17 protein-coding genes and 2 tRNA genes are annotated in these 15,631 nt (G+C 69.8%); 7 read left to right on the forward strand and 12 right to left on the reverse strand.

The annotated features are described in order from the left end of the window. Positions 1-6: 6 nt before the first annotated feature. The 4 genes from Microterr_RS11535 to Microterr_RS11550 form a co-directional block, all read right to left on the reverse strand. Complete coding sequence (locus Microterr_RS11535; RefSeq protein WP_263797790.1) at positions 7-1,131, reverse strand: Gfo/Idh/MocA family protein; 1,125 nt, start codon at positions 1,129-1,131, stop codon at positions 7-9. Next, positions 1,128-1,892 (reverse strand): sugar phosphate isomerase/epimerase family protein, encoded by a 765-nt coding sequence (locus Microterr_RS11540; RefSeq protein ID WP_263798763.1) that lies wholly within the window; start codon positions 1,890-1,892, stop codon positions 1,128-1,130. Before Microterr_RS11540 ends, Microterr_RS11535 begins: the two co-directional genes overlap by 4 nt. Positions 1,893-2,066: 174 nt before the next feature. Next, the gene (locus tag Microterr_RS11545; RefSeq protein WP_263797789.1) at positions 2,067-2,687 is read right to left on the reverse strand and encodes a TetR/AcrR family transcriptional regulator; all 621 of its coding nucleotides are present in this window, start codon (positions 2,685-2,687) and stop codon (positions 2,067-2,069) included. Between the two features lie 42 nt (positions 2,688-2,729). After that, entirely contained in the window at positions 2,730-3,407 is a 678-nt protein-coding gene (locus tag Microterr_RS11550) for a hypothetical protein (protein ID WP_263797788.1), read from the reverse strand. Positions 3,408-3,484: 77 nt separating this feature from the next. On the opposite strand from Microterr_RS11550, the gene Microterr_RS11555 reads away from it, so the two are divergent. Both Microterr_RS11555 and arr read left to right on the forward strand, forming a co-directional pair. Continuing rightward, the gene (locus tag Microterr_RS11555) at positions 3,485-3,835 is read left to right on the forward strand and encodes an HNH endonuclease (RefSeq protein WP_263797787.1); all 351 of its coding nucleotides are present in this window, start codon (positions 3,485-3,487) and stop codon (positions 3,833-3,835) included. Between the two features lie 37 nt (positions 3,836-3,872). Next, a complete protein-coding gene (gene arr / locus Microterr_RS11560; protein WP_263797786.1) occupies positions 3,873-4,283 on the forward strand; it encodes an NAD(+)--rifampin ADP-ribosyltransferase in 411 nt (136 codons plus the stop codon). Positions 4,284-4,289: 6 nt separating this feature from the next. Here arr and Microterr_RS11565 read toward each other — a convergent pair whose 3' ends face one another. Further along, complete coding sequence (locus tag Microterr_RS11565; RefSeq protein ID WP_263797785.1) at positions 4,290-4,793, reverse strand: winged helix-turn-helix transcriptional regulator; 504 nt, start codon at positions 4,791-4,793, stop codon at positions 4,290-4,292. 82 nt (positions 4,794-4,875) lie between these two features. Here Microterr_RS11565 and Microterr_RS11570 point away from each other — a divergent pair, with 82 nt between their 5' ends. Both Microterr_RS11570 and Microterr_RS11575 read left to right on the forward strand, forming a co-directional pair. Continuing rightward, entirely contained in the window at positions 4,876-5,292 is a 417-nt protein-coding gene (locus tag Microterr_RS11570) for a Rid family hydrolase (RefSeq protein WP_263797784.1), read from the forward strand. Further along, entirely contained in the window at positions 5,289-6,626 is a 1,338-nt protein-coding gene (locus Microterr_RS11575; protein WP_263797783.1) for an MFS transporter, read from the forward strand. Before Microterr_RS11570 ends, Microterr_RS11575 begins: the two co-directional genes overlap by 4 nt. Here Microterr_RS11575 and Microterr_RS11580 read toward each other — a convergent pair. Then, entirely contained in the window at positions 6,623-7,000 is a 378-nt protein-coding gene (locus tag Microterr_RS11580; RefSeq protein ID WP_263797782.1) for an MmcQ/YjbR family DNA-binding protein, read from the reverse strand. The genes Microterr_RS11575 and Microterr_RS11580 overlap by 4 nt on opposite strands. A gap of 62 nt (positions 7,001-7,062) precedes the next feature. On the opposite strand from Microterr_RS11580, the gene Microterr_RS11585 reads away from it, so the two are divergent. After that, complete coding sequence (locus Microterr_RS11585) at positions 7,063-8,031, forward strand: squalene cyclase (RefSeq protein WP_263797781.1); 969 nt, start codon at positions 7,063-7,065, stop codon at positions 8,029-8,031. Between the two features lie 66 nt (positions 8,032-8,097). Further along, on the forward strand, positions 8,098-8,550 hold the full coding sequence (locus Microterr_RS11590; protein ID WP_263797780.1) for an HIT family protein: 453 nt from the start codon (positions 8,098-8,100) through the stop codon (positions 8,548-8,550). Here Microterr_RS11590 and Microterr_RS11595 read toward each other — a convergent pair. Next, positions 8,537-9,433: an SDR family oxidoreductase gene (locus tag Microterr_RS11595; RefSeq protein WP_281974200.1), complete on the reverse strand. Its 897-nt coding sequence runs from the start codon at positions 9,431-9,433 to the stop codon at positions 8,537-8,539. The two genes, Microterr_RS11590 and Microterr_RS11595, sit on opposite strands and share 14 nt — an antisense overlap. Before the next feature lie 236 nt (positions 9,434-9,669). On the opposite strand from Microterr_RS11595, the gene Microterr_RS11600 reads away from it, so the two are divergent. Then, positions 9,670-12,765, forward strand: coding sequence for a PKD domain-containing protein (locus Microterr_RS11600; protein WP_263797778.1), 3,096 nt, complete (start codon positions 9,670-9,672; stop codon positions 12,763-12,765). Between the two features lie 7 nt (positions 12,766-12,772). Here Microterr_RS11600 and Microterr_RS11605 read toward each other — a convergent pair whose 3' ends face one another. The 5 genes from Microterr_RS11605 to Microterr_RS11625 all read right to left on the reverse strand — a co-directional run bounded on the left by Microterr_RS11605 (position 12,773) and on the right by Microterr_RS11625 (position 15,622). Further along, positions 12,773-13,000: an RNA-binding S4 domain-containing protein gene (locus Microterr_RS11605; protein WP_263797777.1), complete on the reverse strand. Its 228-nt coding sequence runs from the start codon at positions 12,998-13,000 to the stop codon at positions 12,773-12,775. Between the two features lie 61 nt (positions 13,001-13,061). Next, positions 13,062-13,135, reverse strand: a tRNA-Met gene (locus Microterr_RS11610). A 34-nt stretch (positions 13,136-13,169) separates the two neighbouring features. Next, positions 13,170-13,241 (reverse strand) — tRNA-Thr (locus Microterr_RS11615). 64 nt (positions 13,242-13,305) lie between these two features. Continuing rightward, positions 13,306-14,523, reverse strand: a complete 1,218-nt coding sequence (locus Microterr_RS11620; protein ID WP_263797776.1) for a M23 family metallopeptidase — start codon at positions 14,521-14,523, stop codon at positions 13,306-13,308. Between the two features lie 301 nt (positions 14,524-14,824). After that, positions 14,825-15,622 (reverse strand): inositol monophosphatase family protein, encoded by a 798-nt coding sequence (locus tag Microterr_RS11625; protein WP_263797775.1) that lies wholly within the window; start codon positions 15,620-15,622, stop codon positions 14,825-14,827. Between the last annotated feature and the right edge of the window lie 9 nt (positions 15,623-15,631).

Raw genomic sequence — 15,631 nt, forward strand, 5'->3', positions numbered from 1 at the left:
CCTGGGTCAGAGCGTGAGGGCGAAGGGGTCGAACCCGGCCGGAAGGAGAGGAACGGGCGCGACGGTGCTCTGGATCTTCACCGTCTCGCCCGTAGCGGCCGACTCGGCGGCGGAGAGCAGGACGTCGAGCACATGGAAGCCCAGTTCGCCCGACGCGACGTGCGGTCGTCCCTCGGCGATCGCCCGGACCATGTCCAGAGCGCCGAGCCCGCGGCCGACCTCGAGCTGGTCGTGCTCGATCTCGATCCACTCCTGGTCGAACGACATCCCGTCGCGCAGGACGCCGAGCGGTGCCACGACGGCGATGCGGCCGCCGAACTGGTTCGGGTCGGGGATGACGATCGAGCCCTCGGTGCCGTGGATCTCCACGATGCCGTGCCGCTCGAGCGCCGAGTCGAAGCTGAGCAGGCTCTGCGACTGCGCACCCGAGTCGAACGCGGCGATGATCTGCATCGTCGACGGCACCTCGACCGGGAAGGTCTCCCCCGCGTTCGGGCCCGTGTGGATCTGCCGCTCCTCGTTCGCCTTCACGCCGAACGCCGACACGCGGTCGACCGGCCCGAACAGGCTCACCAGGGCGGAGAAGTAGTACGGCCCCATGTCGAGCAGCGGCCCCGCGCCCTGCGCGAAGAGGAAGGCGGGGTTCGGATGCCAGAGGTCGGGCCCCTGCGTCTGGAATACCGTCTGCGCGAACAGCGGGCGGCCGATGCGGCCCTCGTCGATCGCGCGGCGCGCGGCCTGGAACCCCGGGCCGAGGAGCGTGTCCGGCGCGGAGCCGATGCGGAGCCCTGCGGCGTCCGCCTCGCGCAGCAGCTGGGCCGCGCCGTCACGGTCGAGCCCGAGCGGCTTCTCCGTCCACACGTGCTTGCCCGCCGCGATCGCGGCGCGCGAGACCTCGATGTGCGCCGCCGGGATCGTCAGGTTGACGACGAGATCGACACCGGGGTGCGCGAGCACATCCTCGGCGGTGCCGTGCGCGGGCACCCCGTACTTCTCCGCCTGCTCGCGAGCACGCCCGGCGATCAGGTCGCCGACGATCACGACCTCGACGTCGGGGAACGAGGAGAGGTTCTGGATGTACGTGTCGCTGATGACCCCAGCGCCGATGATGCCGATGCCGACCGCGCTCATCGGACGAACCCGCCCTCGGTGAGGAACGCGTAGCTCGCGGCGATGTCCTCGAAGACGTCTCCTGGGGCGTTGTCGTACTCGATGACCGCGAACTGCACGGCCGTTCCGGCGTTCAGAGCTGCGGCGAGCGGCACGTCGCCCTCGCCGGGGCGGCGCTGGTCGAGGCTCGCAGAGCCGAACTCGTCGGCGTCCGGACCGAAGGGGTTCACGGCGGGGGCGATGCCGTCCTTCACGTGCACCGCCACGAGCCGATCGCCGAGCCGGGAGACGAGGCCGACGCCATCCTGCCCGCCGACGAGAGCCCAGTACAGGTCGAGCTCGATCGCGACGCGCGCGTCGGTCAGCGCGACGAACCGCTCGAACGCGGTCTGTCCGTCGAAGTCCGCGATGAACTCCTGCGCGTGGTTGTGGTACCCGACGCTGAGACCGAAGCCGGCGGCGACGTCGACGAGGCGGTTGAGGCGGTCGGCGATGTCGGTGACTCCGTCGAGCGTCAGCCACCGGTCCGGGGCGACGAAGGGGTCGATGACCGTGGTGATTCCGATCGCCGCGGCGGCCTCGAAGACGACCTCGGGCGCGGGCGTGGGAATCGAGCCGTCGGGCGTCCACAGCTCGTCCGACAGCAGCGGCGCGTGCCCGGTCGGCGAGGACAGCCCGGCAGCGTCCAGCGCGCGGCGGATCTCCTGCGGGCGGCGGGCGAAGTCGAAGGCCTCCACGTTCTTCAGACCGATGGCGGCGAGCTTGTCGAGCGAGCCTCCCATGTCGGCGGAGAACGCATCCGCGAGCGTGTACAGCTGGACGGATGCCTGGGGCTTCGATGATTCTGACGCAGCCACGATGACCTTCTCTTCGGTGAGTGGGGCAGCCGATCGCATGCCCGGAGGTTCAGGAGGTAAAACCTCCACGTGGAAGTTTATTGACGGAGCGCCCGCTGGTCAACTGTCAGTTCGCGGGCTGGAGAGCAGACGATCGAGCATCGCGAGTGCCGCCTCATGGTCGACGGCCGGGTCGAGCAGCCACTGGGTCTGGAGTCCATCGGATGCGGCGACCACCAGCGCGGCGACCAGCCCCGGCTCGACGTCCTCGCGCAGGCGCCCCATGGACTGCAGGTGACGCACGCGCTGAGCCAGGTCCTCGCGCACACGGGCGAATCGCTGCGTGGCGAACTCCTGAGCGGCGGAGTGGCCGTCCTCCAGCGCCGTGGCGACGAGCGTCGAGTAGAGCTGGACCAGTCCGGGAATCTCGCGATTGTCGGCCGCCGAGATGCGCATCTGCTCTGCCGGGCTCACGTCGGGCGCCGGCGGGGGGCCCTCCGCATCGGCGCGCAGTTCGGACTCCCGGTACACCGCGACGAGCAGTTCTTCGAGCGACCCGAAGTAGTGCGTGAGTGCGGCGTGGGTGACACCTACCTCCTGTGCGATCGCCCGCAGGCTGGTGCGCTGCGCGCCTCGCTTGGCGAACACCTCGAGCGCCCGGTCGAGGATCTCCTGGCGACGCGCGACACCCTTCGGATAGCTCCCCCGCTCGCGGGCTGCTTCGGGTGGCGACGCGCTCATCGTCGAAGTCTAACCAGCGCCGGCCACCGATCCCCGGCCCGGTCAGGGGCCCGTGTCGGGGCGGGCGACGAAGATCCTGACGACGTCGTCGAACAGTCCGATGCGGACGACCGAGCCGGGCGGCACGGCGGGATCCATGCTTCGGGACGGGATCAGCTCCGGATCGGCGACGACGTCGATCTGGGGCGCGAGCGGGCGGCGCCCGCAGGACTGCCGGTAGAACGATCCCTCGACCGACAGGATGACGCACCCGGCATCTGCACCATCGGTCATCGTCCAGACATCCAGGTTGCCGACCCGGCCGTTGTAGGCGAGCGCACCGGGCGGGATGTTCCAGGCCCGAAGCGTCGCCGTGCTGATGCCCGGAACGATCACGTCGCCCGGCACCGACCTCGCGGCCAGCGTCAACTCGGCCTGCGGACGGGAGGTCTCCTCCGCCACGAGTGCCGCGCCGGCGAGCAGGGCGATGGTGATCGCTGCACCCGCGACGATCCACGGGCCGCTCCGGCGCCAGCGCGAGTTCGGGGGTGCGGCGACCCCAGGCGTGCCCGCCGCGTCGCGCGGGGCTGAGACGTCTGCGATCTCCTCCTGCTCCCCCGCCTCCAGGTCTCGCAGGCGACTCTGCGCGGCAGGATCAGCTGCGATGTCGGCATCCGGGCCATACGCCCGTCGGCGCAGCTCGGCGAGCTCGACCTCGATGGCGCGTCGGTTGTCAGCCACGGTCTGATTATGCGCGCACCGCCGCGAGCCCGCGCGGTGCCGCGAGCGCGCGGCACCGGAGCGGTACCTTTCGATGCATGGTCGTCCCTCAGACGCGCAGGGCGCGGGCAGCGCGTCGCAGGTCTCGCCGGGTGGCCGCATCCGGAAGCGACCTGACTGCCGCCCAGTGGCAGCTCATCCTCGACGCGTGGGGATGCTGCGCGTACTGCGGCGACGAGGCGGCGGCGCTGCAGAAGGACTGCGTGCTGCCCATCTCCCGCGGCGGACGCTACACGCTCGAGAATGTGGTTCCTGCCTGCCGGTCGTGCAACGCGAGCAAGTGCAACGACGAGGTGACCTCATGGATGCGGAGTCGCCGGCTCGACGAGCCGAAGTTCCTGCTGCGATGGGTCAGTGTCCTGCGCGAGCTGCGCACGACGACCGCCTGAACTTCCCGATCGCCCGTTCCTGCGACAGGCTGGGTTCATGACCGAAGCGCTGGATGCAGGCCCGTTCTTCCACGGCACCAAGGCCGATCTGCGGGTCGGCGACCTTCTCACCGCGGGCTTCCCCTCGAACTATCGCCCCGAGGTCGTGATGAACCACATCTACTTCACCGCCCTCCCGGATGGCGCCGGCCTGGCCGCGGAGCTCGCCCCCGGCGACGGAGCGCCTCGTGTCTACCTCGTGGAGCCGACCGGAGCGTTCGAGAACGACCCCAACGTCACGGACAAGAAGTTCCCGGGCAACCCCACGCGGTCGTACCGCAGCAGCGCACCGATCCGGATCGTCGGCGAGACCGACGACTGGACCCGGCTGACGCCCGAAGCGCGGCAGACGTGGCGGGAGCGGCTGGCCGTGCTCCGCGCGGACGAGCGCGGCGAGATCATCAACTGACCGCGGTCACTGCGTGAGCAGGGCACCGGCGGGCTGCAGGCGGTCACGGGCGTGCTTCCACGGCTTCACCCACGTCATCTCCGCCGGGGTGAGCACCTCGCCGCACGAACTGCAGACCTGACCCTGCGTCGTCTCCTGCCCACACGCTTCGTGGATCATGGCCATGTGGGCGCCGCCCCGCGGCATCGCGGTGTGCCGCTCTCCCCAGACGGCGAGCTGCTGGAGCACCGGAAGGAGCTCGGCTGCCGCATCCGTCGCGGCATATCCCTGGCGGGTACGGCCGGCGGCATCGAGGTAGTCGACGCGCGTGAGCAGCCCGGCGTCGGTCATCGCCGCGAGGCGACGACTGAGCACCGCCTCCGAGATGCCGAGGTTGTCGCGCAAGGTGTCGAACCGGCCGCGGCCGTGCAGCACATCGCGGACGATCAGCAGCACCCATGGGTCGCCGAGCACGTCGAGCGACCGGCGGATGGGACAGTGCTCCCCCGACCAATCGGATCTCAGTGGCATCTCGAACTCCTTTCACAGTGGTGCTGCGACTAGTGTAGCTTTCTTCAAGAAAGTTGTCGCTTCCAGGATGCTGAGGCCACCCATGCGCACCATCGTCACCGTTCCCGTGCTCTCCGAGTCGTTCGCTCGCCTCGGCGTCCCGCTGACCCTTGTGAACACGGCCGGCCCCACCGTCTACGTCTCGGGCCTGCCCCCGTATGACCCGGAGACCGGCGAACTCGTCCGCGGCGACATCGCAACCCAGACCGACACCTGCCTCCGCGCGCTCGCTGCGTGCCTCACGGCAGCCGGAGCCTCGTTCGACGATGTCGTGAACGTCCGCATCTATGCCGCGAACGCCGGCCACTACCGGACGATCAACGAGGTGTACGCGCGCCATTTCACCGGCGATGCGCCGACCCGGGTGTTCGTCCCGGTCGCCAGCTGGTCGGGTGAGTTCGACATCGAGATCGACGCCGTCGCCTACCTCTCGCCCGGCGATGCGGAGCCGGCCGCATGACGAGGCAGACCGACGACGGCGTGCCGCGACCCGACCGATCGCCCGCGTTCGAGCCCGCAGCGAGTCGCCGTGGCATCCACCCTGCGTGGTGGGTGGCGGCCGTCGCGTTCCTCGCTCTCCTCGCCGCAGCCGGGTTCCGGGCCGCCCCCGGCGCGCTGATGGTCCCGCTGAACGAGGAGTTCGGCTGGTCCACGACCGAGATGTCGCTGGCCGTCAGCATCAACCTCCTGCTCTACGGGCTCACCGCACCCTTCGCCGCCGCGCTGATGGATCGGTTCGGCGTCCGTCAGGTCGTCGCAGCTGCCCTCACCCTTGTCGCACTCGGCGCAGGCGGCAGCATCCTGATGACCGCGTCCTGGCAGCTGATCGTGTTCTGGGGAGTCCTGATCGGGCTCGGCACCGGTTCGATGGCGCTCGTCTTCGCGGCGACGATCGCGAACCGCTGGTTCGTGCGCCGCCGCGGTCTGGTGATGGGCATCCTCACCGCCGGGTCCGCGACCGGCCAGCTCATCTTCCTCCCGATCGTCGCCGACCTCGCCGAGTCGGCCGGGTGGCGCACAGCATCCCTCCTCGTCGCAGCGGTCGCCCTCGCGGCCGTGCCGGTAGTCTGGCTCGTTCTCCGCGACTATCCGGAGGATCGCGGCGTCCTCCCGTTCGGAGCCGACCCCGCGACGCACTCCGCACCCAGCCGCCCCCAGGGGAACGCCGCGCGCCGGGCACTCGACGGCCTCGCCTTCGCGTCGAAGAGGCCGTCGTTCTGGGCGCTCGTCGTCGCGTTCGCCATCTGCGGCGCCACGACCAACGGGCTCATCGGCATCCACTTCATCCCTTCGGCCCACGACCACGGCATGGCCACCACGACCGCCGCGACCCTCCTCGCCGTCGTGGGCCTCTTCGACATCGCTGGCACGATCGCCTCCGGCTGGCTGACCGACAAGTTCGACCCGCGCATCCTGCTCGTCGCCTATTACGCCTTCCGCGGTGTCGGCCTCGTCCTGCTGCCCTGGCTGCTGTCCGACGTCGTGCATCCCAGCATGGTGCTGTTCGTGGTCATCTACGGGCTCGACTGGGTCGCCACCGTTCCCCCGACCTCGGCGCTGTGCCGCGAGATCTTCGGCGAGCGCGGCACGATCGTCTTCGGGTGGGTGTTCGCCGCGCACCAGATCGGCGCCGCCGTCGCCGCCTTGGGCGCCGGCATCATCCGCGACACCTTCGGCACCTACACCTACGCATGGTGGGGCGGGGCGGCACTGTGCGCCATCGCCGCCGTCCTGTCCATCACGGTGAGCCGGGCGCCGCACCTCGTCGCCGCGGGACGACCCGCGGACGACTAGAGCGCGCTCGCCTGCTCCGCGTGCGGTCCCCGGAACTTCTTCGGCAGCCCCGCGATGACCAGCTCGTACGATCGGTCGATCGCCTCGCGCAGCTCGTCGTCGGGGATGCCGCCGGTCGTGTTGAGCACATTCCAGCCCGAGCGTCCGATGTACGCCGAGACCCTGGCATCGTGCGGATACCGGATCAGCCACTCGTCGGCTTCATCCCGGGTGGTGGCCGATTTGACCCCGATCGCGCTGCCATCGCCGAAGAAGACGAAGATCTTGCCGCGCTCGCCCGGGCCGACTTTGAAGACGAGATCGCCTTCCCATGGCTGGTCTTCCCACGCACCCCACTTCGCGGCGCAGTAGGCGTGCACGTCCTCGGGAGTCACGTTCTCAGTATGCCCACCGGACTGCCTTCCCGCTGTCGGTGGCGATGGCTAGCCTGCCGGGTATGACGATCGACTCCGGAGTGCTCGCGTGGCTGCTCGACTCTGATCCGGCTCTGCGATGGCAGGTCGAGCGCGACCTCGCCGACGCTCCACCGTCGACGTGGGAGGCGACGCGAGCGCGAGTCGCCACCGAGGGCTGGGGCGCCGATCTGCTGGCGAAGCAGGATGCCGACGGCCAGTGGGCGGGCGGATCCTTCTTCCCCGCCGGGTTCTTCGGCAGTCCGGAGTCCGAGCAGCCCGGTCAGCCGTGGGTCGCCACGACCTGGGTGCTGAAAGACCTGCGGGAGTGGGGCCTCGATGCGGGGGCGCTTGCGGGCACCGCCGAGAAGCTCGCGGCGAACAGCCGGTGGGACTACAACGACCTGCCCTACTGGGGCGGCGAGGTCGATGTGTGCATCAACTCGTACACACTCGCGAGCGGTGCATGGCTCGGCGCGGACGTCTCCGCGCTCGCGGAGTGGTTCCCGGCGCATCGCCTCGCCGACGGCGGGTGGAACTGCGAGGCCGAGGAGGGCAACTCGACGCGGTCGTCCTTTCACTCGACCCTCAACGCGGCCCGCGGAATGCTGGCATACGAACGCATCACCGGCGACACCCGTCACCGCGAGGCCCGTCACGGCGGGGAGGAATACCTGCTCAGCCGTCGCCTGCTGTATCGCGCCTCGACCGGAGAACTCGTGGGTCCGTTCGCGACCCGGTTCGTGTATCCCAACCGTCATCGGTACAGCGCACTGGCCGCGCTGGACCACTTCCGCGACGTGAGCCTTCTCGAAGAGTCACCGCCGGACCCCCGACTCGCCGACGCCGTCGATGTCGTGCGCGCCACTCGGCAGCCCGACGGCACCTGGCTGCAGGGCGCCCCGCTCCCCGGTCGCACCTGGTTCGATGTAGACGTCCCGGAAGGGCAGCCATCCCGGTGGCTCACGCTCATCGGCACCAGGGTGCTCGACTGGTGGGATGCTGCGCACTGATCTCCGACGTGCACGTCGCTCCGCGCCATCCCTGAACGGGCCGGCGCGTCCTGGCACTATTGCGCTATGCCACCGAGCACGACCCCGCCGCCGCAGGACTGCCCCTTCTGCGCCATCGTGGCCGGACAGGGCGAAGCCAGCGTGGTCTACGAGGACGAGACCGTCGTCGCCTTCATGGACCTGAACCCCGTCACGCCCGGCCATCTTCTCGTCGTGCCGCGCACGCACGCTGTCGGGCTGGAGGACCTCGACGTCGCCACCGGCGCCCACGTCTGGTCCGTCGGCCACGACCTGGCGCGTGCCCTCCGCCGCTCCGACTTCCGGTGCGAAGGGATCAACCTCTTCGTCTGCGACGGCGAAGCCGCTTTCCAGACCGTGTTCCACTTCCACCTTCATGTCATCCCCCGCTATGCCGGAGACGGCTGGACTGTCGTTCCCGACACGATCGAGCGAGACCGGGCTCGCCTCGACAGCGATGCGCTGGTGATCAAGCGCGCCGTCCGGATCACGCCACCGTGAATTCCTCCGCACGCTCCCACATCCGTGTCGCCGCCGCGCGGTCCGTCAGATGTCGGTACGGGCGCCGGTTCCGGGCAGGACCCGAGAAGCCGGGCGGTCCCGACGGGCCGTAGAACTCGCAGCCCCCGGCATCCATCGCCACTGCCAGGAGTGCGGGCTGGGCGGCCTCGGCCGGGGTGTTGCCCAGTCGACGTGCGAGCGCGGCGAGGGTGCCGTCGGACGCGCGCTCGCGGATGAGCGGCCCGATGCCGGTGTCGGGGGCGATGCCGGGGTGGCACACCGAGACCCGCGCTCCCCACCCGTTGGCAGCGCTGCGCCGCGACAGCTCGTAGGCGAACAGCCCGAGCGCGAGCTTCGACATGGCGTACGCGCGCATCGCCGAGTACCGGTGCTCGGACTGCAGGTCGTCCCAGTCGATGCGGGCGAACCGGGCGGCGTAGCTGCACTGCACGACCACGCGACTGTTCGCGAGCACGGGGAGCAGTGCGAGGGTGAGCACGAAGTGACCGAGGAAGTTGGTCTGGAAGTGCAGCTCGAATCCGTCCTCGCTGACATGCCGCGTCGGGTCGCCGAGCGAGACGATCCCCGCGTTGGCCACGAACACATCGATCGTCGGGCCGTCCCGCAGCTGCTCGGCCAGGTCTCTCACCGATCCCAGCCGGCTGAGGTCGAGGTCGCACAGCTGGATGCCGGCATCCGGAATCGACGCTCGGATGGACGCGACGGCACGCTCCCCCTTCTCGCGATTGCGAACAGGGAGGATGAGGTCGGCGCCCGCGCGCGCGAGTCCGAGAGCGATCTGACGGCCGATGCCATCACTTGCGCCCGTCACGAGGGCGTGAGAACCAGCCAGGTCTGGGAGGGTCACGGCGGCGCGTGTCATGCGGCCTCCAGGGCGCAGCGACGAGAAGCATGCGATCAGGTGTGGCCCCTGCAGGATGACACCGTGCGACGGCAGCCCACAAGGTGGTCGGGCCGCAGCTCGCCCCCTTGTCATTCCGACGCGTCGGTGCCACAATCCGCCTCAAACCCGAAGATTCGCGCCGCACCATGGGAGACCGTATGAGCGCGTCCTCGTTGTCTGCCGTTTCGCGCCGACCATTCCGGCGTGGAACGATCGTGTTCGTCGCGACGCTGGCCGTCGTCGCGTCCGTCATGGTGGCGGCTCCGGCGTCGGCGACCGCGCCGCTGACGCCCACGCTCGTCGCCCCCGCTGATGGGACGACATCGCGCACAGCCGACCCGAGATTGAGCGTCGCTGTCAGCGATCCGGACGGCGATCCGCTCAACGTCACGTTCGAGGGTCGGATCAAGGGCGCCACCGTGCCGGGCCCCACCGCCGGCGACCCGTTCACGCTCATGGTGATCCCTGACACCCAGAACTACACGACGAGCTCGGCCCGCACCGCGATCATGACGCAGCAGATGCAGTGGATCGTGGACAGCCGGGCGAGTCTCAACACCGAGTTCGCCGTGCAGGTCGGCGACATCGTGAGCGTCTGGGGTTCCGCGAGCCAGTGGTCCAACGCCTCGGCCGCACTGAAGCTGCTCAACGACAACGGCGTGCCGAACGCTGTCGTGCCGGGCAATCATGACTTCGACAACTCCACCGGCGAGCACGCGGCGTACGACACGTGGTTCCCGCCGAGCCGGTTCCAGAACGCCTCATGGACGCCCAGCACCGCGCGCTACGGCGGGTACATGGGCCAGAACCAGTTCGGCCCCGATGCCGATGACCGCGGCAACATGAACAACTACTCGCTGTTCACCGCCGGAGGTGTCGATTGGCTCGCTCTCGGCCTGGAATGGGAGGCGTCGGCGACGGTGCTCGACTGGGCGGATCGCGTGCTCGCCGCCCACCCCGACCGCCAGGTGATCATGTTCACGCACGCGTTCCTGAACCTCCCGGGAGCACGGCGCACGTTCGCGCAGCGACCGGGCGGCACGCCGCCGGAGACGACCTGGCAGACGTTCGTGCGCACGCACTGCCAGATCCGCCTCGTGGTCAACGGGCATGAGCACAACGGCGACCTCGGAGAATCCCGCCGAACCGACGACAACGCATGCGGCCAGCCGGTGCATCAGATCCTCTCGGACTATCAGGAGCGCGCCAACGGCGGCAACGGCTGGCTCCGGTATTACCGGTTCGATCCTGCTGCGGGGAAGATGACGGCGTTCACCTACTCCCCGTACCTCGATCAGTTCGAGACGGACGCGGATTCGTCGTTCACCCTTCCCTTTCCCCTGGCTCCGACGGTCCCCGCGCCCTTCGCACCCATAGCAACGGTCTCGGCCCCGTCTGGATCGGTGGCGACCACGACGTGGACCGGCTTGCCGCGCAATACCGACGTCGAGTGGCGCGCGCGCGTCGCCGACGGTGACGCCACGACCGTCTCGCCCACGTGGACGGTCCGGACACCCCCTGACAGCGTGCTCGCACGTGATCTGTTCGAGCGAACGGTGGTGAACGGATGGGGTTCGGCGGATGCGGGCGGCGCCTGGACGTTGGCGGCGATTCCATCGCGGTACAGCGTGGCAGGAGGCGCGGGAGTTCTGACCATGGCGAACTCGTCGTGGGTGCAGGCGAACCTCGCGTCGGTGTCCAGCGCGAACACCCGATTGACGGCGACGTTCTCGGTCGACAAGATCGCGGCCGCGCAGTACATCTCCTTCATCGGACGACAAGTCGGCGCCGAGCAGTACCTGCTGCGCGTGCGGGTCGCGGCCGACGGCACCATCCAGCTCCTCGTGATGCGCGGCTCCGGCGCGATCGGCTCCTCGTTCACCGTGCCCGGCCTGGTGATCGCGCCGGGTGCGCTGTACTCGATCGCGTTCGAGGTGAAAGGCACCTCGCCGACGTCGCTGTCGGGCAAGATGTGGCGGGCCGCCTCCCCCGAACCGGCAGCATGGCAGCTGACGCGCACCGACGCGACCGCGGCGCTCCAGGCACCCGGCAACATCGGGCTGACCAGCTACGTGCCCAGCGCGGCGAACGCCTACCCCCTCAAGGTCTCGGTCACCGAACTGACCGCCACCGACCCCACGGCCGCACCGCCCGCCAATCAACTTCCCACGGCATCGTTCACGTCCACCGCGGACGACCTCGCCGTGTCGACGGATGCGTCCGCCAGCAGCGACCCCGACGGCACCGTGGCGTCGTACGCGTGGGCGTTCGGCGACGGCGGAACCGGGTCGGGGGTCACGACCTCGCACACCTACGCCGCGGCCGGCACCTACGAGATCACCTTGACGGTGACGGATGCCGACGGCGGCGTGTCCCCTCCGGTGACGAAGACCGTGACGGTCACGGCGACCCCGCCGGTCAACCAGCCGCCGGTCGCGGCATTCTCGGCGACCACGACGAATCTGCTGGCGTCCCTCGACGGCTCATCCAGTACCGACAGCGATGGCGTGGTGGCGTCGTATGGATGGACGTTCGGGGACTCCGCGACGGCGACGACGACAACGGCGACGACCTCGCACACGTATGCGGCGGCGGGCACCTACACGGTGACGCTCACCGTGACAGATGACGACGGCGGCGTATCGGCTCCGGTGTCCAAGCAGGTGACCGTGACCGCACAGGCACCCGCCCTGGCGCGTGATCTGTTCGAGCGGACGGTGGCGAACGGGTGGGGCTCGGCGGATGCCGGCGGTGCCTGGACGGTGACCGCACCCCTGTCGCGGTACGCCGTGGCAGGGGGCGCGGGCGTGCTGACCATCCCGAACTCGTCCTGGGTCCAGGCGAACCTCACGGCGGTGTCGAGCGCGAACACCCGGTTGACCGCGTCGTTCTCGGTCGACAAGATCGCCGCGGCGCAGTACATCTCCTTCATCGGACGACAGGTCGGCGCCGAGCAGTACCTGATGCGCGTGAGGGTCGCGGCGGACGGCACGATCCAGCTCCTCATGATGCGCGGCTCCGGCGCGATCGGCTCCTCGTTCACCGTGCCCGGGCTCGTGATCGTCCCCGGCACGCTGTACTCGATCGCGTTCGAGGTGAAGGGGACATCGCCGACATCGCTGTCCGGCAAGATGTGGCGCTCCGCATCACCCGAACCGGCGACGTGGCAGCTCACCCGCACCGACGCGACCGCCACCCTCCAGGCACCCGGAAACGTCGGACTGACCAGCTACGTGCCCACCGCCGCCAACGCCTACCCGCTCAAGATCTCCGTGGCCGAACTGACCGCGACCGACCCGACCGCGAACTAGAACAGCCTCACCGGCAGACGCGCACCTCGCGCCCCTCGTGGCTGACGACGTCGCCGAGCTGCAGCTGCCGGCCGCGGCGACGATCGACCTCGCCGTTGACGAGCACGTAGCCGTCGATGATGGCTTCCTTCACGTCGCCGCCGGAGTCGAACAGCCCCGCGAACTTGAGGAACTGTCCGAGGCGGATGGTCTCCCCGCCGATCGGGATGTCTTCGACAGGGGCCGGGTTGGTCATCCCTGAATGCTACCCGCGCCGAAGACGACAAAACCCCCGGAAATCCGGGGGTCTCGATCTGTAGCAGGAGCGGGGCTTGAACCCGCGACCTCACGATTATGAGTCGTGCGCTCTCACCAACTGAGCTACCCTGCCGCGCAGCATCCGGCAAGAAAATCCGGATGTTCCGAGCCCCGAGTCAGGATTGAACTGACGACCCCTTCCTTACCATGGAAGTGCTCTGCCACTGAGCTATCGGGGCGTGCTGCCCGCATGCGGGCAACTAGAAGAGAATACCAGAGCACCGGCATCCCTTCGAATCGAGGTCAGCCGACCTCGTGGGTTCCGTCGGTGTACTTGCGCAGCCACACGATCGGGTCGGTCGGGGTCGTGCCGTTGAGCAGAACCTCGACGTGGGTGTGCGCGCCGAACGAGCGTCCGGTGTTGCCGGTGTTGCCGAGCACGGTGCCGACCGTGACCCTCTGGCCGACCGAGACCTTCAGCGATCCGTACAGCATGTGGCCGTAGCGGGTCGAGACCAGCTGACCGTCGACGATGTGGTCGAGCACGACGGTGACGCCGTAGGCGCCGCCGCTCTCGGTCGCGATGCGCACGGTGCCGTCGGCGATGGCCTGCACCGGTGCGCCCTCGCCGGGCACGAAGTCGGCACCCTCGTGCATGGCGCCCGAGCGCCAGCCGAAGCCGTACGTGATCGGCACACCCACGGCGAAGGGCCACTGGATGTTCGAGGTCGGGTCGTTGACGTAGAAGTCCGAGGTGTTGGTGATGCCCTCATCGGCCGCGATCTGGGCCATGCTCACCATCTCGTAGTTCTCGCTGCGGGCGACCGCGACGTTCTCGACGGTGGAGGGGGCGACGTACGCCTGGATCTGCGAGTCCTCCGCCGCGACGTCGCCGCCGGAGGGCGCGAGCACGGAGAGCGTGGCCGAGTTGCCGCTGGCGGCGGCGAGGGCCTGCGCCGGAGTCGTCATGCCGACCGCCATCAGGCCGACGACGCCGACGACGCCGATGGAGAAGGATGCTGTCGCCAGCCGCCGGAACGAGGCGCCGCGGCTGCGCACCGCGGCGACGGGAGCGGGAAGGCTCTCATCGGCCGGCTCCTGCTCAGCTGCGGCTTCCGGCGCTGCGGATTCTTGGATCGGCGTCTCTGCGGTGAAGGAGAAGAGTCGCGCGGCGGCCTCGAACTCGTCGAGGTCGGCGGTGAAGGGCTCGGCCACGAAGTCGACCTCGGGCTCGGCGACGAACACCGGCTCCTGGAGGAACGGCTCGTCGAACACGAGGTCGGCGTACGTCTCGCCCTCCGGCTCGGCGACGGGCTCCTGCGCCTGCACCGGCTGCTCGCCGGTGGCCAGACGTGCGGCACGGGCGGCACGGCGGGAGGACGCCGCGGCGACCTCCGACGTGCGGGGTGCGGAGGCGACGGCATCGTCGGTCGAGACCGCGTCGGCTGCGGCGGCGGCGATCCCTGCGACTGCGGCGGCGACCATGGGCGGCACCGTCGTGTCGGCCGGCGCCTCCGGCACGGCGCGACCCTGGCGGCGCAGCTCGGCTCGCGTGCTCCCCGAAGTCGCCGACGACGCCTGGACAGGCGTGGTGGCGGCGCGGCTGGAACGGCGCGTGGGCGCAGAGTCAGCCGGGGGGAGGTCGAAAGGCAAGCTGGCGTGCTCTCGGTTCGGGTGCGGGGGGGCAACGCGGACAGGGATCAGGTCTTCGATTCACCCTCGCCGTTCGGGCAGCGATGGTAACGAATGGGTAAACACTACCCCGGACACACTGGGAATGCCATGTGCGGGGCCGGTATATCGGACACGCGTGTCCGATATCTCACTCCCCGAGCGCCAGAGCGCGCAGCCGTTCGTACAGGCCCGGGCCGGACGCGACCGTGAGCGCATTGGTCGGAGTGTCACCGCGTCCGGCACCGCCGACCCGACCGCCCGCCTCGGTGACCAGCAGCGCGCCGGCCGCGTGATCCCAGGGGTGCAGTCCCCGCTCGAAGTAGCCGTCCAGGCGCCCGGCCGCGACGAACGCGAAGTCGAGCGAGGCCGCGCCCGCCCGCCGCAGGTCGCGCGCGAGGGGCATCACGCGGGCGACGCGCGCGAGGTCGCCGGCGTGGGTCGCCGGGTCGTAGCCGAACCCGGTCGCCAGCAGCGCACCGGCGCCTGTGGGCTCCGCCACCCTCAGCCGGACGTCGCCGAGCCACGCGCCGTCGCCGAGACCTGAGCGGAAGAGCTCTCCGCTCATGGGGTTGAAGACCACTCCGGCGAGTGCCTGCCACTCGGCCGGATCCGGCTCGCCGCGGACGGCGCCGATGCTCACCGCGTACGAGGGGATGCCGTAGGCGTAGTTCACGGTGCCGTCGATCGGATCGACGACCCAGGTGATGTCGCTCGTGCCGCGCTCGGCCCCCGACTCCTCGCCGAGGAAGCCGTCCTGCGGCCGCGCGGCCGCCAGCCGCGAGCGGATCAGCACTTCTACCTCACGATCGGCCTCGGTGACGATATCGGCGAGCGCCGACTTCGTGTCGGCGATCTCGACGCCTGCCGCGCGCCGGGTGCGGGCCAGCTCCCCCGCCTCGCGTGCGATCTCCGCGGCCAGCTCAACGAGTTCCGATGCGTCCGTCACGGTTCCACG

It is taken from the genome of Microbacterium terricola, assembly GCF_027943945.1.
Taxonomy (GTDB): domain Bacteria; phylum Actinomycetota; class Actinomycetes; order Actinomycetales; family Microbacteriaceae; genus Microbacterium; species Microbacterium terricola.

Coding starts and splice junctions, on each gene's coding strand:
- Microterr_RS11535 (WP_263797790.1), bottom strand. CDS start 1,131: ATGAGCGCGGTCGGCATCGGCATCATCGGCGCTGGGGTCATCAGCGAC.
- Microterr_RS11540 (WP_263798763.1), bottom strand. CDS start 1,892: ATGGGAGGCTCGCTCGACAAGCTCGCCGCCATCGGTCTGAAGAACGTG.
- Microterr_RS11545 (WP_263797789.1), bottom strand. CDS start 2,687: ATGAGCGCGTCGCCACCCGAAGCAGCCCGCGAGCGGGGGAGCTATCCG.
- Microterr_RS11555 (WP_263797787.1), top strand. CDS start 3,485: ATGGTCGTCCCTCAGACGCGCAGGGCGCGGGCAGCGCGTCGCAGGTCT.
- arr (WP_263797786.1), top strand. CDS start 3,873: ATGACCGAAGCGCTGGATGCAGGCCCGTTCTTCCACGGCACCAAGGCC.
- Microterr_RS11565 (WP_263797785.1), bottom strand. CDS start 4,793: ATGCCACTGAGATCCGATTGGTCGGGGGAGCACTGTCCCATCCGCCGG.
- Microterr_RS11570 (WP_263797784.1), top strand. CDS start 4,876: ATGCGCACCATCGTCACCGTTCCCGTGCTCTCCGAGTCGTTCGCTCGC.
- Microterr_RS11575 (WP_263797783.1), top strand. CDS start 5,289: ATGACGAGGCAGACCGACGACGGCGTGCCGCGACCCGACCGATCGCCC.
- Microterr_RS11585 (WP_263797781.1), top strand. CDS start 7,063: ATGACGATCGACTCCGGAGTGCTCGCGTGGCTGCTCGACTCTGATCCG.
- Microterr_RS11590 (WP_263797780.1), top strand. CDS start 8,098: ATGCCACCGAGCACGACCCCGCCGCCGCAGGACTGCCCCTTCTGCGCC.
- Microterr_RS11595 (WP_281974200.1), bottom strand. CDS start 9,433: ATGACACGCGCCGCCGTGACCCTCCCAGACCTGGCTGGTTCTCACGCC.
- Microterr_RS11605 (WP_263797777.1), bottom strand. CDS start 13,000: ATGACCAACCCGGCCCCTGTCGAAGACATCCCGATCGGCGGGGAGACC.